Here is a 22,838-nt window from a genome sequence, read left to right on the forward strand (position 1 = left end):
TTTTTAATTTTTTAATCCAGTTCTTCCACCTCCAGCTTTCGGGGAGGCGTCTTCAGCACTTCCAGTTCAATGCCGGCCCTGTTTACCCGCTCCATCACTTCACTTTGCTTACTCATATTCATCAACTCGGACGAAGTGGTAATGGCCTCATATTTTAATTCTTTAATCTCCTGCAACAACTCCGCCTGCCTGTCCAGCAGATGCTCCATCTGGTATCTGTTTCCGATGTACAAAACTCCCAAAAAGACCAAAAAGGCCAAAAAGCCCCAATGTTGTCCGACACTTTTACCTGCCAGGAACCGTCCGTACAAAAACTCTTTAAAGGAAATTCCTTTCAGTTCTCTGAACTCTTCCTTGCCCGGGAGAAAGTCAGTCTCCCCTGTCTTGCTCTTTTTCTGTAGAAACTTAAACAACTTCATAGCTTCTCAGCAATTCTTAATTTGGCACTTCTCGCTCTCGGATTTTCTTTCACCTCTTCATCACCAGCCTGTACCGCCTTTCGTGTAACAGCCTTAAAAGGAACATCCCGATTACCATACAAATCTGTATCGGCCTGAGATTTGGCAAAGTTCCCCGAGCGAATAAAGTTTTTAACCATCCTATCCTCCAGTGAATGATAGGCTATAACCACCAAACGTCCCTCAGGCTTTATCACACTGGGCATTTGCATCAACACCTCTTCAAGAACTTCCATCTCCCGGTTGACTTCAATCCTCAGCGCCTGAAAAACTTGTGCCAGAAATTTATTGACATCCTTCTTCGGGGCAACTGTTTGTGCGAGGTTTCTAAGATCAGCAGTTGACCTGAAAGGCTTATTGTTTCGCTCAGCTAAAATAGCTCTGACAAGTTTGCCGCACGAAGGAACCTCTCCGTAAAGCTTAAAAATCGAAAATAATTGATTTTCGGAATACCCATTTATTATGTCAGCAGCCGTCAACTCAATCCCGGGTCCCATTCGCATATCCAGTGCCCCGTCGAACCTAAATGAAAACCCCCTCTCGGGTGAATCAAAGTGGTGAGACGAAACCCCCAGGTCCCCTAAAACACCATCTACTTTCTCAATACCAAGGTAATCCAGAAAGTGTTGCAGATAGCGAAAATTGTGCTTCACCAAAGTAAACCGATCATCTTCCGGAGCATTCTCCCATGCATCCGCATCCTGATCAAATGCAATCAGACGCCCTTCACGCCCCAGGTGTTTTAAAATCTCACGACTGTGACCGCCCCCGCCAAATGTAAGATCCACGTAAATCCCACCGGGCTGGATATTCAGCCCTTCAATGGAAGTATCCAATAAAACCGGAATGTGGTATTCTTTTGTCATTATCCTCCTTTATTCTGCAAAAATATCACCTATTCTTTTTCCTGAGACGGAAATTCACCTAAAATTTTCTCCGCAAGATTACCCAAACTTTCCGCAGGCATTAAACCCTGGTCGTAAAGCTCTCTGCTCCATACTTCAATATATTGATCCACCCCCAGCAAAACAATTTCCCGCTCTACTCCAATCTGTTCGGTCAACCGTTTCGGAATCAAAAAGCGACCATTTCCGTCCAACGAAACCTCAGCCGATCCTCTGAAAAACTGCCTTAAAAATTTGGAATGTTCACGATTGTACGGATTTATCCTTTTCCGAATATCTTCTAACTTCTCCTCCCAAACCGAATACGGATAAATATGAAGACATGGCTCAAAGAGATCTTTGCGCACAACAAGGCGCAAATCGTCCTCTCCCAACACCTTTTTAAAAGCGGAAGGAAAAACGACGCGACCTTTTGCATCGGTTTTGCACTCAAAATCTCCTATAAATGTGAACATTACAGTTTGGGTAATATTTTCGTAAAACTACAATTTTTTTAAACCACAATCAACCACTTCGCACCACTTTATTGCATTTTTTTGACAAAAAGATCGTCTGACGTTGCAGAACGGGGATTTCCACAACCTGATTTTTTTTTTGTAATATTGCCCTCAAAAGGATTTACCCTGGATTATTCATAAATTATCGATTACAATGTTCAATTGCTGCTAAATACATGCGTCCTCAATAAAATTGATTTGAAAATAATTCACTATTCCCTCCATCAATTTTCTTTACGGGTGCCAGTATTTATTGGCAATTGAACATTTCATAGCGAAAACTCATGAATCGAAAATCGACGAAGTCAATAAACCAGGTTAACCTGCTTTTATTCATAAAATTTTATTCAGGTGGAAACGAACAATCTCAACAACGACTCCAAACTAATTGATGTTGAAAAGGTTTTTGAAACCAAGAACCCTTCATTGTTTAAGATCATTCCTTCTTTTATTTTCCGGTATCTGAAACGAATCATTCATCAGGAAGAGATCAATGAATTTCTGGCACGAGAGAACCATTTGAAGGGAGCAGAATTTGCTCAATCCATTTTGACCAACTTATTTGGTGCCAGTTATGAAGTCTCTGGCCTGGAGAACATTCCCGAAAAGGGTCGTTATTTATTTGCCAGCAACCATCCATTGGGGGGACTTGACGGAATTGCATTTCTGGTAGCGGCAAGTCGCAGGTTTCCTGATCTAAAATTTCCGGTCAACGATATTTTACTTAATCTAAAACCCTTAAACAATATTTTCGTACCCATCAACAAACACGGAGGGCACTCACGCGAAGCGGCCCGGCTGATTGAAGAAGCTTACAAATCCGACAGTCAGGTATTGATGTTTCCTGCGGGTTTGGTCAGCCGAAAGCAAAAAGGAGTAATCAGAGATCTGGAATGGAAAAAGAATTTTGTGCGCAAAGCGATTCAACACCAGAGGGACATTGTACCCGTTCATATTTCGGGAAAAAACACCAATTTCTTTTACCGGCTGGCCAACATCAGAAAAAGGCTTGGCATAAAAGCCAACATTGAAATGCTGTATCTTCCGGATGAGATGTTTAAACAAAAAGGTGAAAATCTGACCATCCGGTTTGGGAAACCCATTGCCTGGGAAAGCATTAAAGAGCAGGGCACACCTGAACAATGGGCCATTAAAATAAAGGAAAAAAGCTATGAGCTTGCAAAAAACCATTAATTTTGTAAAAACCCTCTTCCCAAAGAAGCAACTATCCGGTTAATCCTTACTAAAGAAAGGTACCGGCAGTGTTGCCAAACAAAAAAGAAAGTTCCAAAATTGAACCAATAATAAGCTAATGAATTCTGAAAAGCCAATCATCCCTCCCGTACCACGGGAAGACCTGGAAGCAGAACTCACCCGTGAACGTTTTGTACGTTTCACCAACAAAGGTGAGAATAAGATTTATGATTTCACCGCCAATGACGCACCATCTCTGATGCGTGAAGTGGGGCGTCTTCGTGAGGAATCATTCAGAGCCGCAGGTGGCGGAACCGGAAAAGATTGTGATGTGGACGATTACGACATCGGTGATAACCCGTACCATCAGTTGATTGTATGGGATCCCAAAGCCAGAGAAATTCTGGGAGGATACCGTTACATCATGGGTGAAACCCTGAAGCCGGATGCAGAAGGAAAGATTCACCTGGCAACGGCCCGGATGTTTCATTTCTCAGAACAGTTTATTAAAGAATACCTCCCAAAGACCATTGAACTCGGACGATCTTTTGTTCAACCTCAGTATCAATCAAGTAAAATGGGGGCAAAAAGTCTGTATGCTTTAGACAATTTATGGGATGGACTGGGGTCATTGATCATCAATTATCCTGACATGGAATATTTCTTTGGAAAGGTTACCATGTACGCCCACAGCAACCTTAAAGCACGTAGCCTCATCAGAGCATTCATGGATAAATATTTCAACGATCCGGATAAGCTTGTATATCCCCATAACCCTGTAAGTTCAGCGCTGACTGAAAGTGAAGTTCAGGAAATCTTTTCGGGAGAGTCATTTGCTGCTGACTACAAAACCCTCAGCAAAACAGTTCGAGAACTGGGAGAAAACATTCCTCCCCTGATCAATGCATACATGAACTTATCTCCCTCCATGCGCACGTTTGGAACATCGGTAAATGAGCGCTTCGGAGGCGTGGAAGAAACCGGAATTATCATTACCATTAAAGAACTTTATCAGGCCAAGATAAGTCGCCACGTTCATACCTACAACCCCGACGAAAAAAATGAGGACCAATAAAAAGCGATAGTGCCCGAATCAATAATTTAATAGAGCAGTTGGGCATTGCATAATATTATCTCTCATGTAAATCTGCAGGCATGACAAAAGCTACCGACCAATATACTTTTGATGTTGTTGTGATAGGAAGCGGTCCGGGAGGGTTCGCTGCCGCAAACAGGGCCACCGACTTTGGAAAAAAAGTTTGTATCATCGAAAAAAGTCACATCGGTGGAGCCGGCGTCATCAATGGTGTATTGACTTCCAAAACCATGTATGAACTAAGCATGGATTATTCTGTGGCAGCACGTGTTGACCGTGGATACCGGGCCAGTGCATTAAGCGTTGATTACAATCTGGTACGAAACACCATTTTGGAAGCTGCCCGTGAGAAACAATACCAGATGCGCAGTCAGATCGAAACTTTTGCCAATGTATCCCACAAGGGCACTATCAGTCTGATTACCGGATATGCCAAATTTAAAGATGCTCATACGATAGAAGTCGATGACCAGGGAAAAATGCTTACGATTCAGGGTGAACATTTCATCATCGCCACAGGAGCTCATCCCCGCAGGCTTCCCGGAATTAAAACCGACGGAAAAAGAATCATAACTTCCGACAATATTCTCTCCTTATCAAAATTCCCCGGCCGTTTGCTCATTATTGGGTCAGGAATTATCGGATGTGAGTTTGCGACCATCTTTTCTAATTTCAACCAGACACAGGTACACCTTCTTGACCGGTCGAACCGGGTGCTTCCTTATGAAGATGATGATGTAAGTGAGTTTGTATCCGATAATCTGGAGAAAAACGGAGTTATTGTGCATCATACGGCACAGCTAAGATGCATTCGGGAACACCCCGGACACCTGGAAGTCGTATTGGATTATGATGCCGGGAACAGCAGGGTTATTGAGGTTGATGTTGCCCTAATTGCTATTGGCCGGGAACCGAATACACAAAACATCGGTCTTGAAGTACTGGGAGTTACCCCCGACAAAAGAGGGCTGATTCCCGTTGATGAAAACGGATGCGTGGAAAACAACAATGGCCATAAACACATCTATGCCATTGGAGATGTAACCGCACAAGCCCAATTGTACAGTGTAGCAGAATTTCAGGGAAGGCTGGCTGCCGAGGCCATTGCAGATAATATTTGTTATCTCCCCGATTATTCCAATATGTCAACTCTGATGTTTTTCAAACCCGAGGTTGCAGCCGTTGGGGCAAATGAGAAAACACTTCAGGAAAAGAACATTGGTTACAGAGCTGTTTATTATTCCAATATACTGGTAAACCGTGCCATAGCAATGCGCAACACCCATGGTTTTGTAAAAATCCTGGTTAGCAATGATGATGAACAGCGTATTTTGGGCATGAGAGCATCCGGCCCTCAGGCCTCTGCTTATATCGTTGCTGTGGCGCACCTCATCAACCAGGGGAACAGTCTGAGTGAAGTTTTGCGGGTGTTCTATCCTCATCCCAGCATCACAGAAGGCATTCAGGAAAGCATGAGAGCACTCGCCTCTAAATCAATTTTCAAACCGGTGGCATTTCCCAAACACATAAAAGTAAGTGAATGGAAACCCGGAGACCCGAAAACGCAAACTCCCAGAGATGAAAAAATCAGGAAAAGTCAAAAAAAGTAAGACCTTCAAAATTATTATTTTTTCAATTGTTGGTATAACGGCACTTTACACGCTACTTCCCGATTACCTTCAAAAAGGAATGATATACCTCACTCCCGATATTGATGACTATAAAATATTCGATAACAGAGAAGTGGAAACCGGAACGCCACGCTCCTGGCCGTTAACATTCGACTATAATCAATATACCATAACCCCGGAATCTGTCAGGGACTCGATGAAAACCCTTCAGACAACCGGCTTCCTGATTATTAAAAATGACTCCCTTCTTTTTGAACAATACTCAGAAGGACATAATTCTACAACAATTTCCAACTCTTTTTCCATGGCCAAAAGCATTGTCTCGCTACTCATTGGATGTGCCATTGAGGACGGACATATCGGCAGTTTGGACGATAAAGTAAAAAAATACCTGCCATGGCTGAAAGGGCCCCACAGTGATCAATTGACCATCCGGCACCTGCTCACCATGAGTTCCGCATCCGACTGGGATGAACACTACAGTTCTCCTTTCTCTATTACAACACGTGCCTACTATGGAAGAGATTTACCGGGAACAATGAAGCAGGTTAAAATAGTAAACCATCCGGGCATCATGTTTAATTACCGGAGTGGTGACACCCAGTTTTTAGAACGAATTCTTTCTGCAACAACCGGGATGCCACTGGCTGATTATGCATCGAAAAAACTTTGGGAACCATTAGGTGCAGAAGTGCCGGCCCTTTGGTCGCTTGACCGCCGTGAGGGCACTGAAAAAGCCTATTGCTGCTTCAGCAGCACCCCACGCGACTTTGCCCGCATTGGAAGCCTGGTGCTTAACGGGGGACTGTTTCATGGAAAAAGATTAATCTCCGATCAGTATATCAAAATGATGACAACACCAGCGAAGTATCTTACCAATGAAGAAGCACAAATGGTAGAATACTACGGACTTCATTGGTGGGTAATGAATTACGGAGGCGAACAAATTCCTTATGCACGAGGCATCCTGGGCCAATACATTTTTGTAATACCCTCCCACAACGCAGTAATTGTAAGGCTCGGGCATCAACGCAGCAATGAGTACCGCAATCATCACCCCAAAGATGCATACACCTGGATCAGAACGGGTCTGAATATCCTTGAGCAAAGGCAATAATCCACATCAGCAAAAAGGGTGAAACTATTAGCAGTTTCACCCTTTTGTTATCATCAGGTTAACTTTTTAATAAGCTCTGGTATTAATTCCTTCGATGAAGTTAATAAAGGAGGTATTTACCACTTTATTTCCGCCCGGAGTGGGATAATTCCCGGTAAAGTACCAGTCACCACGATCGTTGGCACAGGCACGATGCAAATTCTCGACTGTTTGATAAACCACTTCCACTTCCGCATCGATATCAGATGGAGTCAGCATTTCAGCAATTTTGGCAGAGATCTGCTCATCTGTAAATGGTCTGTAAATCTCTTTTACATAATTTACAATCTCCTCTTTGGGAAGGTTCTGTTGTTCCTTACACTGACGGTAAACCTTCTCTATTACTTCCTCCTGACCGGAATCTTTAAGCAATTCGACAGCCGCCCCAAAAGCACAAAAATCTTTCAGCCTGGCCATATCAATACCATAACAGTCAGGGAAACGTATCTGTGGAGCAGATGAAACAACAATAATCTTTTTTGGATGTAACCTGTCCAGTATCCTGAGGATACTTCGTTTCAGCGTAGTCCCCCGAACAATAGAGTCATCAATAATAACCAGGGTATCCACTTTGTTCTTCACAATACCATAAGTAACATCGTAAACGTGAGCTACCAAATCGTCGCGGCTGCTATCATCGGTAATAAAAGTGCGCATCTTCACATCTTTGATGGCCACTTTCTCTATACGGGGTTCAAGACTCAGGATCTCCGATACCTTTTCTTCTGTCAGGTCCTTACCCAAAGCCATTATTTTTCTGGTTTTCTCAACATCCAGATGAGAACGAATGCCCTCTATCATTCCGTAAAATGCAGTTTCAGCAGTATTGGGGATGTAAGAGAAGACCGTATTCTCCAGATCGAAATTTATTTTCTCCAGAATATTATCCGAAAGCAAACGCCCCAATTCTTTACGTTCCGTATAAATATCTCTGTCGCTTCCGCGGGAAAAATAGATGCGTTCAAAAGAGCAGGATTTTTTTTCCTGAGGCACGGTAACCAGCTCTTCCGACACTGTTCCGTCTTTTTTAATGATCAATGCATGCCCGGGCTTCAGCTCATTCACCTCCACCGATCGGACATTCAGGGCAGTCTGTATTACAGGACGCTCTGATGCCACCACCACAAACTCATCATTCGCATAATAAGAAGCAGGCCTGATACCCCATGGATCCCGCATCACAAAAGAGTCACCATGACCTATCAGACCGGCAATTACATATCCTCCGTCCCACCGCCGGCTGGAACGCTCCAATACTTTTCGGACATCAAGATTTTTTTCAATTAATGCGGATATTTCTTTATTGGAATAGCCCTCATTCTTAAACTGCCTGAAAAGCAACTGATTTTCCTCATCCAGAAAATGGCCCACATTTTCGAGCATGGATTCTGTATCCGTATAATCTTTCGGATGCTGCCCCAGATCTATCAATGTTTTAAAAATCTCATCCACATTGGTGAGGTTAAAATTACCGGCTAGCACAAGATTCCTCGAACGCCAGTTGTTTTCACGCATCACAGGATGTACGTAATCAATGCTGTTATTCCCGAAAGTCCCGTACCTTAAGTGTCCCAGGTAAAGTTCTCCCGCAAAGGGAAGATTCTCTTTGGCCCACACAGGGTCATTAAGTAGCTCGGGATGGTGATCGTAAGCATTGTCGAACCTGCGGTGAATGTCTGAAAAGACCTCCTGAATAGGATTGCCCTTATTGGAGCGTTGACGGGATAAATATTTCTTACCTGCCGGCTGATTCAGTTTTAAACTCACCACTCCGGCACCATCCTGCCCCCTGTTATGCTGTTTCTCCATCAGAAGATACAGCTTGTTTAGCCCGAAACGCCACGTTCCATACTTCTCCTGGTAATAGCTCAGCGGTTTCAACAACCGAATGAGAACAATACCACATTCATGCTTAATCTGATCACTCATAATTTAATTCATCAGTAAATAATTCATCTAAGTTATTGGTCTGATGGAACTCGCATGCAATAGTTATACCTATTAATTATAGCTAACCTTTGCATACTCATTTCAATAAAAAAAAATGGTCAATAGCAGCCCCCTGATACTGACATGCACACGAACCAAAAAAAATATTCTACAAAAAGAAAAGCCCGCTTGATTTACAAGCGGGCCTGATTTTTATTTTAAAGATCTTAACGGAACATCAGAAACTTTTACCACATAACAGGCCGGAAAAATCTTCTTCAACTTGTTTAGAAGCGGCAATGCTTCGTGTTTGTGTCTGAAATTCCCCACTCTGACGCGCCAGAATGGTGCACTGTACTCAATAAAAACATTCTCTTCGGGAAGATCGGCCAACACTTTTCCTTTGGCATCCAATGCTTCCTGCCTGGCTTTGCTACCCACCCCACTATACAACTGAACCCGGAATCCTTCAACTCCTCCGGCTCTTTTATTCATATCAATATGGGTATTAACAAGTGCTCTCATGCGAGCCGATTGTTCAATGGCAATAATTCCCTGATTACTGCTTACCTGCTCCAATCTGGAAAAAACATCGGAATTGTAAGCCGCATTTTCACCTGGCAATTGAGCATTCACCCCAATTGCAATCAAAAGAAAGATAAATCCTGCTACTATTTTCATCTTAATCTGTTCTTCTTGTGCAGGCAAAGTTACAATTTTTATTCCTTTACCGGCACTACCAGAACAGGAATATCTGCAAGATTGAGCAGCTCATTGGCAAAGGGCCTGAATACACTGTCGAAGGGACTGAGTGCCTTACTTAGATGAATGGCAATAACGGAAGCCCCTTTTTGCTGAGCAAGAGAAAGGATATTTTTGGCATCTCCGCCCCATTTAAAAGGAGTCACTGAAACCTCCAAATCGGTATTGCTCTTAATGTATTTTTCTGTCTGTTTGGCATAAATATCACTCAGACCGGGAAGAATCCACCTCGATTTACGCTGAAGAGCAAGAATATCAATCTCTGCTTTGAGCAATTTGGCAAAACCGGTTACCACAGGAACTATTTTCCGGGTAAGCTTATTGTGGTCCAATGGTAAAATGACTTTATGAGGAGATTCCCATTTCATACCTTTTCTGGTGGTCAATACCGGACATGGAGCATGCGACACCAATCGATAAGCATTACTGCCCAGCCAACGATCCTCAACTCCGGAAACACCATGTGTTCCAACCACAATAAGGCTCACATCATCATACCTTGCCTGATTGGTAATTTCCCTTACCACATTACCTTCCCTGACTTTAAAGTCGAATTCTCCATTGTAAACACGATATCCCGAACTGTATTTCTCAATGAGATGCTCCAGCCACACTTTAGCCTGCCCTATCAATCGTTCCTCCGGATTATCACCTAAAAATTCCGGTGCATATTGTTGACCTGTCTGAACATGAATCATCCTAAGGGATGCATGCAACTGATTGGACAACTCTATGCCAATTTTCAAAGCAAAAACCGAGTTGTCCGAAAAATCGATGGGGACGAGAACGCGTTTCATTCGTATAGGATTTGATTTTTAAGATCTAATGGAACTCGCGATTTTTTCATATATGCTCTAATGTGGCTGATTTGAGAAATCACAGCTCCATGCTCGTTTCATTCGTATATTTTCTATACAATCTGGAATTACACGAATATACGTAATGTCCTTCAAAGTAGTTGCACAAAACAGAAATTTCTTACTCCGATTCGAGAGATTGGGCAAGTTCGTCTGTCATTTCCAGATTATGAAACACATTCTGAACATCGTCATTGTCCTCAAATTCATCAATCATCCTCAAAAACTTCTTTGCATTTTCCAGATCCAGTTCCTTGTAATTATTGGGAATCCTTTGCAAAGCAGCATTCTCGACAGTAATGTCAAGTTCTTCAAGTTTTTTCTGAACAGCTCCAAAGTCTTCCATTTCGGAAGTTACCACAATCAAATCTTCATCTTTCTCTATCTCCTGAGCTCCTGCATCAATAAGCTCCAGTTCCAGCTCTTCCAGATCCATCTCATCATTTTTAACAATCTGAAAGACCCCTTTTCTGTCAAATAAAAAACTCAATGATCCGTTGGTTCCAAGACTTCCTCCCCGTTTATTAAAAATAGAGCGCACTGCTCCGACGGTTCGGTTATTATTATCTGTCATACACTCCAGAAATACAGCTACCCCCCCGGGGCCGTAGCCTTCAAAGGCAATTTCCTGAAAACTGTCACCTCCAATTTCCGATGCTTTGGCAATAGCCCGGTTGATATTGTCTTTCGGCATATTCACCGAACGACCATTCTGAACAGCTAACCGAAGGCGGGGATTGGTCTCAGGGTCTGCTCCCCCTTCCTTTACCGCCACCTGGATTTCCTTGGTAATCCGCGTAAACATCTTTGCTCTCTTAGCATCCTGTGCACCTTTCCGATGTTTAATATTCGCCCATTTACTGTGTCCTGCCATAATTCGAAACTTTTTATTTGCAGTTCGTTGAAAAAATGAAGCACAAAACTACAAAAAACCGCTTTTTCTCACAAGCCACTGATTCATTATACATTAGGGCGAAAACATCAAAAACATTCAAATACTCGTCACTTTGGGGAAACCACAGATTAGCATTAAATTTGCCACCTATTTTATTAAAAGAAAATGAGAGATCAGGAAAAAAAACAAGCGGTTGAGGGAGTGGAAAACGTCCTCACATACGAGCACAACGGGAAAAAACTTTACATAGAAACTTACGGTTGTCAAATGAACTTCGCTGACAGTGAAGTGGTAGCTTCTGTTATGCAAATGGATGGCTACGAAACTTCCGGAAGTCATACCGATGCCGATGCCATTTTTATCAACACCTGTTCCATCCGCGAAAATGCAGAACAACGGGTTTTAGCAAGGGTCAGGGAATTAAAAGCCCTCAAAAAGCAACATCCCAAACTGGTAATCGGCATTATTGGCTGTATGGCAGAACGTGCCAAAGAACAGCTGTTTGAGGTTGGTGCCGATCTGGTTGCCGGTCCCGATGCCTACATGGATTTACCCAATCTGGTCAGTCTTGTGGAGCAAGGAGAGAAAGCCATCAATGTTGAGTTGTCCACTACAGAAACTTATCGCGATATTATCCCCAAGCGCCTGGGGCCCAATAAGACCTCTGCATTCATCAGTATCATGCGTGGATGTAACAATTTTTGCACCTACTGCATTGTCCCTTATACCCGCGGGCGGGAAAGAAGCCGGGATCCGGAAAGCATCAGAGAAGAATTTGACAAGCTGGTTAAAGAAGGGTACAAAGAAGTTTCTCTGCTGGGCCAAAATGTCAACTCTTACCTGCACAAAAATGGTGATAAAGAAATGGATTTCCCGGTACTATTGGACTTTCTTGCCACTGAATTTCCGGAAACCCGTATCCGCTTTACCACTTCCAACCCCAAAGATATGAGCGATGAGACCCTCAAAGTGATGGCCGCTCACCACAATTTGTGTAAGCATATTCATTTACCCCTGCAATCAGGATCTACAAAAATCCTGAAACTGATGAATCGCAAATACACCGCCGAATGGTACAAAAACCGAATAGAAGCCATCCACGAGATATTACCCGGATGTGGCATCACCACGGATGTATTTTGCGGATTTCACTCCGAAACTGAAGAAGATCATCAGGCAACCCTTGATCTCATGCAATGGGCCGGTTTTGACATGGCCTTTATGTTTAAGTACTCTGAACGTCCCGGAACCTATGCCCATAAAAAATTACCCGACAATGTACCCGAGGAAGTGAAAGGCACGAGACTTCAGGAAATTATTGCGCTTCAAAACCGACTTTCGCTGGAAAGCAACCAAAAAGACATTGGAAAAACTTTTGAAGTATTGGTAGAAAGTGTTTCAAAAAAATCGACCCAGGAGTTTTTTGGACGCACCTCCCAAAACAAAGTAGTGGTATTTCCCAGGCATAATTACAAAGTCGGGGAGACCGTAAAAGTAAAAATAACTGAAGTCACCCAGGCTACAATGCTGGGCATACCCATTGAAAACAACTAATACATCATGGAAGATCAGATCAAAGAATTCAGAGATTTTCGTTCAAAAATGAATGAACGCATCCTTTCGCAGGACAATCTTGTAATAAAAAGATTATTTAATCTGGACACCAACACCTATCAGGATGGTGCCCTGCCGGTAAAAACAAAAGAGATGCTTGGACTTGTGGCATCAATGGTTCTGCGATGCGATGATTGCATCAAATACCATCTGGAAAAATGTTTTGAACAAAATGTCACCACCAAAGAGATGATGGAAATTTTTTCTGTGGCCAATATCGTGGGTGGCACCATCGTCATTCCTCACACCCGCAGAGCCATGGAATACTGGGACATATTGAACGGGCATCAATAGAAAAAATTGCTTAAATTTAATATCCGACCTTTCCTCCAAAGGAGATAATAACACGCCGTTAATTTCCAAAACCGGTATGTTTAAAGTAATTTTGCCACAAACCAAAAAGATAAAAATGACCAAAGAACTGGATTTTGAATCGATACGTCCTTACCAGGACCATGAAATTCAACAGGTATTTGAACGTCTCAAAAATGAAACTTCATTTTTGGATCTCATTGGATTTCTTTATCCTGAATTGTCGGCACAACGCTTCATCGACATGATGATGCAGATAAAAAGTATCCGCCAGTTTCAGCAGGAAGTAATATCTCCCTACGTAAAACAAATCATCAAGACCACCACCAAAGGAGTTACTTCCGAAGGCCTTGAGCAACTTGATCCCAATGAATCATATCTTTACATCTCCAACCATCGGGATATCGTGTTGGATCCGGCAATTCTGAATGTCATTATGTTTGAGCATAATTTTGACACCACCGAAATTGCCATTGGTGATAATTTATTGATTTATCCGTGGATTACGGATCTGGTAAAACTGAACCGGACTTTTATTGTAAAACGGAACCTTCCGGTTCGGCAAATGATGGAGAGTTCCACACTGCTGTCGGAATACATTCGCCATACCATTACCAGCGTTGGACACAGCATCTGGATAGCCCAGCGAGAAGGTCGCTCCAAAGACGGGAACGACCGCACCCAGCTCAGCCTTCTTAAAATGCTCAACATCAGCGGAGAGGACAAATCCGTGGCAGAAAATTTTAAACAACTTAAAATTGTTCCGGTATCCATTTCTTACGAATATGATCCGTGTGATTACCTTAAAGCCCGTGAATTCCAGCAAAAACGTGACAATCCGGACTATACAAAGACACAGGATGATGACTTGCAGCACATGGGAGCAGGCCTTCGCGGAAGAAAAGGACGTGTTCATTTTGCTTTCGGCCAGCCTATCAACAACGAGTTTGATATTTTAAAAGACATAGAGAACAAGAATGAGAAGTTTGAATTTCTTGCCGGACTAATAGACAGACATGTCCATGAGAACTATCGTCTCTGGCCCGGAAACCTGGTTGCCTGGGATCTGCTCAACGAAACAAATGAATACGGCAATCTTTACACAGCCGAGGAAAAAGACACTTTCAACAAATACCTGGAGGAACATCTAGATCGCATTGAAGGTGACAGAGCCTTCCTGAAAAAAACTTTACTCGAGATGTACGCCAACCCTGTGGTAAATAAGCGGGAACTGTCAGGAGACTCTTTTAAAACTGAAGAGTCATAATATTCTGACACTGGATTTTTCACTTGTATATCATGATATAAAAATTCAAAAGCCCGGAATAGCTTCCCGGGCCTTTTTTATTTCCGTTCTCTTCAGCAGGAACTTTAACCATTAAAAAGGCATACCCAAAATGTCAGGTACGCCTTTTTATAAATTACAAATGTCTGTTTTACTCCTCTCTGGTTTTCTTAGCAGCCTCACCTTTCAATTCTATCATCAACTCATTCAATTGAGCATCGCTGATGGCGGAAGGTGCATCGTTCATCACATCGCGACCGGCATTGTTCTTCGGGAAAGCGATTACCTCCCTGATAGAATCCAGACCGGCAAACAACGAAACCCAACGATCAAAACCAAAAGCAACACCGCCATGAGGAGGCGCGCCGTATTTGAAAGCATTCATAAGGAAGCCAAACTGATTCTCCGCTTCTTCTTCCGAGAAACCAAGAATCTTAAACATCTTTTGCTGCAATTCATCATTGTGAATACGAATGGAACCTCCACCAATCTCAACACCATTGATTACCAGATCATATGCGTTGGCACGCACCTCCCCGGGGGTGGTATCAATCAACTCCACATCCTCCTCTTTAGGCGAAGTAAACGGGTGATGCATAGCATAATAACGCTCTGTTTCATCGTCCCACTCCAAAAGTGGAAAATCGACCACCCAAAGCGGAGAAAACTTATTCTTATTTCTCAGTCCCAGACGGGATCCCATTTCCAAACGCAAGTCGCAAAGAGCCGACAAAGTTTTTTCTTCTTTACCGGCCAAAATCAATAACAGGTCTCCCGGCTTTGCTCCACACATATCAGCCCAGGCTTTAAAATCATCAGCAGAGAAGAACTTATCCACAGATGTTTTGAAAGAACCATCCTCATTGTATTTCACATACACCAAGCCCTGAGCACCCACCTGAGGGCGTTTCACAAAATCAGTAAGCTGATCCAGATCCTTACGGCTGTAAGAAGCACATCCCTGCGCACAAATAGCGCCAATATACTGAGCATCATCAAACACCTTAAAACCTTTTCCGGAAGCTGTTGATGTTAAATCAACAAATCGCATACCGAACCGGATATCAGGCTTATCGCTACCATAATATTTCATAGCCTCTGAATAAGGCATACGCGGGAAATCACCTTCCATATCAACACCTCTCAACGATTTGAACAGATGCTTGGTCATCCCTTCGAAAGTGTTGAGTACATCCTCCTGATCCACAAAAGACATCTCACAATCAATTTGTGTAAATTCAGGCTGACGATCGGCGCGAAGATCTTCGTCGCGGAAACATTTCACAATCTGAAAATACCTGTCGTAACCGGCCACCATCAATAATTGCTTAAACACCTGCGGCGATTGTGGCAAAGCATAAAACTGTCCGGGATTCATACGAGAGGGAACCACAAAATCACGTGCCCCTTCAGGAGTAGATTTCATCAATACCGGCGTTTCCACCTCCATGAACCCTTCCTTATCCATATAATTACGTATCTCGAGGGCCATTTTATGACGAAGTTCCAGGGCTTTACGGGCAGGATTTCTGCGAAGGTCGAGGTATCGGTATTTCATTCTGAGTTCTTCTCCGCCATCAGTCTCATCCTCGATGGTAAACGGAGGAAGATCTGAAGCATTCAGCACCTTCAGCCCATCGGCGATAACTTCAATATCCCCTGTAGGAATCTTGCTGTTTTTACTGCTGCGCTCGGCCACTTTACCGGTAACCTGCACCACATACTCACGACCGAGGTTTCTAACAGCTTCACTCAGCTTATCTTCTGTTTCACTGTTAAAGACAAGCTGGGTAATTCCATAACGATCTCTGAGGTCAATGAAAGTCATTCCACCCAAATTGCGAACACGCTGCACCCAACCACTAAGAGTAACGGATTTATCGATGTCAGCAATTCTTAATTCTCCACAGGTATGTGTTCTATACATTATAATTGTCATTTTTGGGGAATAAACCGCCCCGGTTCCAACAGAAATTTTGATTTTAGAATATCTTTGCGAAAATATAAAGAAAAAAAGAAACAGCGACATCGCTTTTCAAAAAGGTTAAAAAATATGGAAAAAATTGATTTCACAGACCAGTATTTCATGAAACAGGCATATTTGGAAGCCAGAGAAGCTCTGCGGAAGGATGAAGTACCCGTAGGCGCAGTAGTGGTAAGTGAAGGTACGATAATATCGAGGGCTCACAACCTTACAGAAACATTAAATGATGTTACTGCCCATGCGGAGATGCTTGCCATCACATCGGCCTCGGAAGCACTGGGAGGTAAATATCTGAACAACTGCACGTTATATGTCACACTGGAACCTTGTACGATGTGTGCGGGAGCATTAAACTGGTCCCAAATCGGACGTATTGTTTATGGAGCCGATGACGATAAGAGAGGTTACAAAAGAATGACACCGTCCCCGCTTCACCCCAGAACGGAAGTAATTGGAGGAGTCATGAAGCAGGAGTGCGGAGAATTGGTAAAACAATTCTTTACCGGCAAGCGATAAAAAAAAGTCCCCTCCTTCGGAGCTACCGAAAGAGGGGACAACCCAAGTAACCCTATGAAGTAATTAGCGAACAGCTACTTTCTTCGTGGTTCTGTGATTCCCCACGGTTACATTTACGATATATAGTTGACCACTCGCTAATTCTATTTGATTAAATCCTGATGCTGCCTTACGACTGGTTACCATCCGTCCACCCATCGAATAAACATCAATATTTGCCTGAGGTCCGGGGGCTGCCAGCAGCGCTTCATCAATCCGTACATTTACCTGGCCATAATCACTGGTTACAAAAACCGGCTCTTCAGCTTCAAATCCTTCTATCACGGAAGTTATAACCTTTGCACTGCGCGAAAGATGCAATACAAAACGATCGTTGTTAATTCCAAGGTCAATCGGGGTATAAGAGTAAGTCGAAGTTCTGAGATTGGTATATTGTCCCAGTTCTTTATCCTCCAGAACCACATCGTACTCATCCGTAAAATCATCAAGCGTTGCAGAAATGGTACACTCATTATATACTCTGTTTCTCACACTCACCGGAACAGCGATATAACTACGTCCGTTTAAGGCTGCAAAACCATTAATAGCCATAGCTTCAGTTCCGATACGAGTATATATTTCAGGAATCTTTTCATTTGAGTTAAACATCTTATGAGAATCTTCACGTCCCAATTCGTCGGTGAAAGAATCATAATAATAAATGACAGTGGCATCGAAAATAAATTCATTTTCAATTTTCAGACGAATAAGATCATAAACAGTAGTTGACTTCAACAAGTTACCTTCAGTTGATACTCCGGTAAACTCATTTCTTTGTTTCTGAGCATTGAGTGAACCACCAATAGCTACAAACAAAACGGCTAAAACAATTGAGTAAAACTTTTTCATAGGGCATTCTTTTATCCCGACAAACGGGGTTACTATCAATTTAATGGCTTCTTGGTTTGACGAACGACATCTTTTATTTGACTAATCAATGTTTTTCTTTGACGAACGTCTTGCTTTCTTTAACGAACCCCCACTTTAAAGGTTTCACTTTTTTTAAACTATTTTTTGACGAAAGGTCGGATTTTTTCCATACACGAGTCCTTTTTGCTGACGAACAACCTCCGAAGAGCCATTCTTCCACGCAAATATTCCTTAAACAAATCAGTGTACAGAAAAGTAATATCTCCTCAACTATGATTTACAAAAGAAGGTTGCCAATTTTTAAACAGATAATTACGAGAAGAAAAAATGCTTATAAATGGTTTTTTCCACAAAAAACGGATGCTCACAAGCAGCAAAGAAAATTTTTGTTTAACCGATTTAAGGCTATCGATTCCCTTCACCTCAGTTCAGTGAGCATTCGCAACAAAAGGTTCTATCGCACTGAAATTCGATTATCCAAAAAAAACAAGAGCATGCTGGGAAAACACTTAAAAAAGCTAATGTCAAGTCAAGCATAGTCTGACGGGCCAAACCTTGCTCTTTCTACCTTGTGCTTCTCAAAAAAAAGACTCACGTAGCTATTTTGTTGATTTGCACAAGGTGGAAAATCGCGGCGACTTACCCCACATTCTTCACTTTACTTGACACTAGTAGTGCGATCACAAAATACTATTTCATATTTCACATCCCTTTTTCCTTTCTGCATCGTTAAAATTTTGCACCGTAGCTATGGCTATGCTTTAAAATTTTGCCTTGCAGAAAGAAAAAATGAAAGCAAAATCTTCGAAACACTATTTAGCGAACGCACTACTAGTGAAAGACTTAGAGTGCAATATTCCATCCCGGGTGAAAGCTATTATATGGAAATACTAAGAAAAGCCTGTAGCTGCAAAAGTGAAATGTCAGCTCATCACAGTTTAAAGGAATGTCATAATGAAGAACAACTCCTGCTATTTGAAAGGCGCGTTGCCCTGTCCGCTTTCCTGGCCGGCAGATGGAGGAAAGGCTTAATGAGCCACCTTGCAACCCTTCATTCAGCAGGTTGTTGAAGACTGCAAAGGAAGTTTGTCAAAAGAGAGTTCGAAGTATTCAAAACACAAGATCAAAACATAAAGAAAGGCATAAGCACTCATTTGCATCAGAATGTTTTGAAAGAAATGAGTGTTTTAGCCGTCAATTTTCCGCAAAACACTCCAATTAACCAGACTACAAACCCGGTCTTTAAGCACCGGACATTTCTCATCTATAATCTGCCTAACCTCTGAAGGACGCTCAACCTTGCCGGCAAACAACGCTACAGGAAAAGCCACATCAGACAATTCCGGTTCGGTATCCATATTGCGGAGGCCAAAAGTACGGATAAACACCTCCTCGTATCCGGGCATGATCTGCCGAACTTCGCGAACATAACTAAAGGCTCCAACTCTGTCTTCAGCAAAAACAGGATGAACGTGAAAGGCATTATTAATTTGCTGCATGAGAATTTGACGAAACTCTCTGCCAGCAATACCAATAACCATTGCAGTAACAATACCCCCGGAAATAACAATCTCTCCCGGTTGATATCGCTGATAATTATAATGACTGGGGTGTGTATTTTTTAGATAGGTAGCCCAAAAAAGATTCTCACTTTTCCCAATAGGACGCACATATGGATGCAGCAACAAGTCTCCGGCACGGAAGCGCAATATAACATTCTCCATGTCGATACTACGTGTACGGGCCAGAATCTGCTCTTTAAACCTGTTATTGTGGTAAGGTGCTTTCCGCTCCGGAGGGATTGACTTTCGGGGGCTGACTTCCGGGAAAAGAGAAATTCGTGTTACCGAAAAAACAGCCTCTCCCTTTTGATTAAAAAGCAAATGAGAGGATTCAATAAGCGTATGTCCTTCAATTCGGGCAGGACGCACATCGGTAATTTTAATTGAACATGAAAAAGTATCACCCGGAAAAGCGGGATTCAGATAAAGCGCATCACGCATCTCCACTTTCAAAACACTCGAGTGTGCAAAGTTCTCCACCCCCAGACTTAATGTAAGGTTCAACAAAAATCCATAGGGTAAAAAAATCTGATGAAAGCCCAATCTTCCTGCAAATTCGCGACTGCTCTCGGGATAAGATGCGGTAGGCATAAACCCACTCCACATACTCAGCACAGACTCATCTACAGTAATATTGTAACGACTGACAATTTCTTTTCCGACAAAAACCTTGTCCAAATCAAGACCGTATTCGGCCCTCCGGTTTGGTTTCAAATACTCTTCCATACATATCAAACTTCCCTGCAAAAATAGCAAAACCACTCCATGCTATCAAACGACATTCATCATTGATTTAACCTGCATTATTCATCAGTATGAAATTTGTCTAAGTTGTTGGCCTGATGGAGATTGCATGCAAGAACTTAAACATGTTCTTTTGAGGCAATCATTGCCATGCCCGTTTCATTCGTTTAAAATTTTGTAATTAACTGACAAAAACCCAATTAAAAATTTGAGAACAAATGGAATTGCTTCACTCTCACATAATATTTTTTAAACATCTTCTAGTACCTCCCATCGCCACCAAAGGCTTGTCGACGGCGCGGCGCTAAAGCTTCAGCAACACGTGGTTTGTGAAATTTATGCTTAAAAAATTTCATGCTCGTTTCATGAATGAAGCAGGTTAAATCATCAGAACCTTTTAAGCATCAACAACCCTGCAATAAGCACTGTAAGACCCATTAGATATCCGGCATTGACCAGTCCTGCGAAAGGCACCAGAAAAATCGCCATAAGGAAAGAACCTATTGCCCCTCCGGCCACGTCCCCCATATAAATAAAAGCAGCTGATTGCTCAAAACGCCCCTTGTGAAGCGAAACTCCAGCAACAAAAATAGCTCCTCCAAGCACTGCAAAAGAGAAAACCAAAGAAAATACAGCTACCGGGAAAAACCAATATCCGGCAAGAGAATCAAGAAAAGGAACAGACAACACAGCTAAAACCGACATCCCAATCAATAAGACAGGAAAATAGCGGGCGCTGAAAAACCACACTTTGCGATGCCCTAACCAGGCACCTATCGCCAACCCTGCCATAAAAAAGGAGAATAAGAGCCCTGTTGCCTGAAAAAGATTCCCCATCACCAACTGCCAGTAAAGAAGCAACAAAACCTGCATTCCTCCCAAAACCAATCCGGCAAGAAAAACCCCACCTGCACTTTTACGAAACAAAAGCAGTCCCCCTACAAACAATACCCCCAACACCAAGGCAAACCAGGACAACTTAACATCCCAGAACCCACTTAAATCCCTAAGGGCCAACTGAAACAACACCGGACTAACCCGTGTATTCATACGAACATTACTGTCAATAATCTTTTCAACATCATCAATTTGCGACTGCAAAATCTGAATTGGAATAAACTCATCATTCAAAAATTTATTGTTTCTGCCCAAATCAGTGTGAAAGTCAAACCAACCGGCAGTGATCTCTTCCTTTGAAGCAACAAAAAGAACTTTTTCTCCTGCCCAAATCCGCAAAAAAGGAAAAACATCACTAACAGTCTCTTCCAATACCATCAGAATCTGTCTTCTGGAATCAGACAACGAAGAAGAGTATTCAATCCCACCTGTCACAAACAAACCATCAGGTCTAAGGTTATCAGCTATCAGCTCAAAGAAATCATTGGTGTAAAAACGCGTAGAAGCCAGGTTTTCAGGGATGCCTCCGCCAAGCAGAACCACATCATAAATATTTTCAGCACCGTGTTTAAGAAATCGGTGTGGATCCGACTTAACAAACCTCACCCTTCCATAATCAGCGTCATTAAAAGAAAGAAGCCTCTCTTCTAACGATATGCGGGCCTGATCCGAGGAGACAAAATCTATATACAACCCTTCATATTTCATTGCTTCGGAAACCAATCCCGGACTGGAATTAATTAACAAAAGACGCTTCGGAGAGGGATGCAGCATCAACGCCGGATTCAAATGCTCCGCACTTCCGGAGACAATAGTGGTATCCGCAATAAAACGCCCCCCCATAAAGACTCCTTGCTCCCCATCATCCTCCCACACATCAACACTGCCGTGCGGTGAAAAAAAAGTTTCGGTTAAATTCCGGTCACCTGAAACCATTTGACGCCCTGCCTCATATTGCGGCATAAAAAACAAAACCACAACCACAAGCAATCCCAGTACTGCCAACCCTCTCTTTAAAGGGCTCAGCACAGGTGCAAAAAGAAACAGGGCAACAAGTACATTGAGAACCACCAATAACGTAATGGCGGAAAAGGCATTCAACCAAAAAACCGGCACCAGATAAAATAACCACCCGGCAACCAGACTCCCCCATTGTTCGGAAATATAAACCCTTTCAGTTTGCCGTTCAGAAGTTTGATAACTCAGGGCCGCAGAAAACCAGGCAAACATCATTCCTGCAGGAAAACAATAAACAAAAGTCGCAAAAGCTGTAATCAACAACCAATCGGAGATACCCGCGGACAATCCGTCACCAGCCATCCAAAGACGGGCAAAATACAAAGACCAAAGCGACAATAATGCGGCAAATCCTGAAAACAATGGAAACAATCCGGAGTGTGACAACCTGAACCCCTTAAAAAACCGGGCAAAAAAAGCCCCAGCCCCGGAAAAGAGCATCCAAAACGAGAGAAAAACCCCAACAATCAACTCATTGACAACATACAATGACGAAAGCTCACGCAACAAAACAACCTGGACCATCAGCATGGAAAAACCACTCACAAAAATCGCTGTACGTCCTTTAAATAAAGAAGAAGAAAGGTTCGGCTTTACAATATTCAACATTATAAAAAG

At 42.6% G+C, this 22,838-nt stretch carries 19 protein-coding genes; 8 read left to right on the forward strand and 11 right to left on the reverse strand.

All coding sequences use genetic code 11. The features are described 5' to 3' along the window. Positions 1-11: 11 nt before the first annotated feature. Genes W7W_RS0107145 through W7W_RS0107155 form a run of 3 tightly spaced genes read right to left on the reverse strand, consistent with a single transcriptional unit; the run spans position 12 to position 1,818 of the window. Positions 12-419 (reverse strand): FtsL-like putative cell division protein, encoded by a 408-nt coding sequence (locus W7W_RS0107145; RefSeq protein ID WP_010663116.1) that lies wholly within the window; start codon positions 417-419, stop codon positions 12-14. Beyond that, positions 416-1,324 (reverse strand): 16S rRNA (cytosine(1402)-N(4))-methyltransferase RsmH, encoded by a 909-nt coding sequence (rsmH, locus tag W7W_RS0107150; protein WP_010663117.1) that lies wholly within the window; start codon positions 1,322-1,324, stop codon positions 416-418. The genes W7W_RS0107145 and rsmH overlap by 4 nt, the downstream gene beginning before the upstream one ends. Before the next feature lie 29 nt (positions 1,325-1,353). Continuing rightward, entirely contained in the window at positions 1,354-1,818 is a 465-nt protein-coding gene (locus W7W_RS0107155; protein WP_010663118.1) for a division/cell wall cluster transcriptional repressor MraZ, read from the reverse strand. A 393-nt stretch (positions 1,819-2,211) separates the two neighbouring features. Between W7W_RS0107155 and W7W_RS0107160 the strand changes: the two genes are divergently transcribed. The 4 genes from W7W_RS0107160 (at position 2,212) to W7W_RS0107175 (ending at position 6,898) form a co-directional block, all read left to right on the forward strand. Beyond that, positions 2,212-3,054, forward strand: a complete 843-nt coding sequence (locus tag W7W_RS0107160) for a 1-acyl-sn-glycerol-3-phosphate acyltransferase (RefSeq protein ID WP_010663119.1) — start codon at positions 2,212-2,214, stop codon at positions 3,052-3,054. Between the two features lie 118 nt (positions 3,055-3,172). Then, complete coding sequence (locus W7W_RS0107165) at positions 3,173-4,129, forward strand: GNAT family N-acetyltransferase (protein ID WP_010663120.1); 957 nt, start codon at positions 3,173-3,175, stop codon at positions 4,127-4,129. Positions 4,130-4,209: 80 nt separating this feature from the next. Further along, a complete protein-coding gene (locus W7W_RS21880) occupies positions 4,210-5,760 on the forward strand; it encodes a dihydrolipoyl dehydrogenase family protein (RefSeq protein ID WP_010663121.1) in 1,551 nt (516 codons plus the stop codon). Further along, positions 5,729-6,898 carry a serine hydrolase domain-containing protein gene (locus W7W_RS0107175; protein ID WP_010663122.1) on the forward strand — a complete coding sequence of 390 codons (1,170 nt, stop codon included), beginning with the start codon at positions 5,729-5,731 and terminating at the stop codon, positions 6,896-6,898. The genes W7W_RS21880 and W7W_RS0107175 overlap by 32 nt, the downstream gene beginning before the upstream one ends. A gap of 66 nt (positions 6,899-6,964) precedes the next feature. Here W7W_RS0107175 and W7W_RS0107180 read toward each other — a convergent pair whose 3' ends face one another. The 4 genes from W7W_RS0107180 to W7W_RS0107195 form a co-directional block, all read right to left on the reverse strand. Beyond that, a complete protein-coding gene (locus W7W_RS0107180) occupies positions 6,965-8,866 on the reverse strand; it encodes an amidophosphoribosyltransferase (RefSeq protein WP_010663123.1) in 1,902 nt (633 codons plus the stop codon). A gap of 213 nt (positions 8,867-9,079) precedes the next feature. Next, a complete protein-coding gene (locus tag W7W_RS0107185) occupies positions 9,080-9,547 on the reverse strand; it encodes an SPOR domain-containing protein (RefSeq protein ID WP_036163438.1) in 468 nt (155 codons plus the stop codon). 38 nt (positions 9,548-9,585) lie between these two features. Continuing rightward, positions 9,586-10,425 carry a universal stress protein gene (locus W7W_RS0107190; protein WP_010663125.1) on the reverse strand — a complete coding sequence of 280 codons (840 nt, stop codon included), beginning with the start codon at positions 10,423-10,425 and terminating at the stop codon, positions 9,586-9,588. Positions 10,426-10,606: 181 nt separating this feature from the next. Beyond that, on the reverse strand, positions 10,607-11,359 hold the full coding sequence (locus W7W_RS0107195) for a YebC/PmpR family DNA-binding transcriptional regulator (protein ID WP_010663126.1): 753 nt from the start codon (positions 11,357-11,359) through the stop codon (positions 10,607-10,609). Positions 11,360-11,545: 186 nt separating this feature from the next. Between W7W_RS0107195 and miaB the strand changes: the two genes are divergently transcribed. The 3 genes from miaB to W7W_RS0107210 all read left to right on the forward strand — a co-directional run bounded on the left by miaB (position 11,546) and on the right by W7W_RS0107210 (position 14,573). Then, entirely contained in the window at positions 11,546-12,934 is a 1,389-nt protein-coding gene (miaB, locus tag W7W_RS0107200) for a tRNA (N6-isopentenyl adenosine(37)-C2)-methylthiotransferase MiaB (protein ID WP_010663127.1), read from the forward strand. Between the two features lie 6 nt (positions 12,935-12,940). After that, positions 12,941-13,288, forward strand: a complete 348-nt coding sequence (locus W7W_RS0107205; RefSeq protein WP_010663128.1) for a carboxymuconolactone decarboxylase family protein — start codon at positions 12,941-12,943, stop codon at positions 13,286-13,288. A gap of 76 nt (positions 13,289-13,364) precedes the next feature. Beyond that, a complete protein-coding gene (locus W7W_RS0107210) occupies positions 13,365-14,573 on the forward strand; it encodes a 1-acyl-sn-glycerol-3-phosphate acyltransferase (RefSeq protein WP_010663129.1) in 1,209 nt (402 codons plus the stop codon). Positions 14,574-14,742: 169 nt separating this feature from the next. Here W7W_RS0107210 and aspS read toward each other — a convergent pair whose 3' ends face one another. Then, positions 14,743-16,518: an aspartate--tRNA ligase gene (gene aspS / locus W7W_RS0107220; RefSeq protein ID WP_029510459.1), complete on the reverse strand. Its 1,776-nt coding sequence runs from the start codon at positions 16,516-16,518 to the stop codon at positions 14,743-14,745. A 126-nt stretch (positions 16,519-16,644) separates the two neighbouring features. Here aspS and W7W_RS0107225 point away from each other — a divergent pair, with 126 nt between their 5' ends. Next, a complete protein-coding gene (locus W7W_RS0107225) occupies positions 16,645-17,091 on the forward strand; it encodes a nucleoside deaminase (protein WP_010663131.1) in 447 nt (148 codons plus the stop codon). Positions 17,092-17,154: 63 nt separating this feature from the next. On the opposite strand, the gene W7W_RS0107230 is transcribed toward W7W_RS0107225, so the two are convergent. From W7W_RS0107230 to W7W_RS0107245, 3 genes are all read right to left on the reverse strand, one after another. Then, a complete protein-coding gene (locus tag W7W_RS0107230; protein ID WP_010663132.1) occupies positions 17,155-17,979 on the reverse strand; it encodes a T9SS type A sorting domain-containing protein in 825 nt (274 codons plus the stop codon). Positions 17,980-19,187: 1,208 nt separating this feature from the next. After that, on the reverse strand, positions 19,188-20,288 hold the full coding sequence (locus W7W_RS0107240; protein ID WP_010663134.1) for a hotdog family protein: 1,101 nt from the start codon (positions 20,286-20,288) through the stop codon (positions 19,188-19,190). 405 nt (positions 20,289-20,693) lie between these two features. After that, positions 20,694-22,829: a spermine/spermidine synthase domain-containing protein gene (locus W7W_RS0107245; protein ID WP_010663135.1), complete on the reverse strand. Its 2,136-nt coding sequence runs from the start codon at positions 22,827-22,829 to the stop codon at positions 20,694-20,696. Between the last annotated feature and the right edge of the window lie 9 nt (positions 22,830-22,838).

This window comes from Marinilabilia salmonicolor JCM 21150 (genome assembly GCF_000259075.1).
GTDB lineage: Bacteria > Bacteroidota > Bacteroidia > Bacteroidales > Marinilabiliaceae > Marinilabilia > Marinilabilia salmonicolor.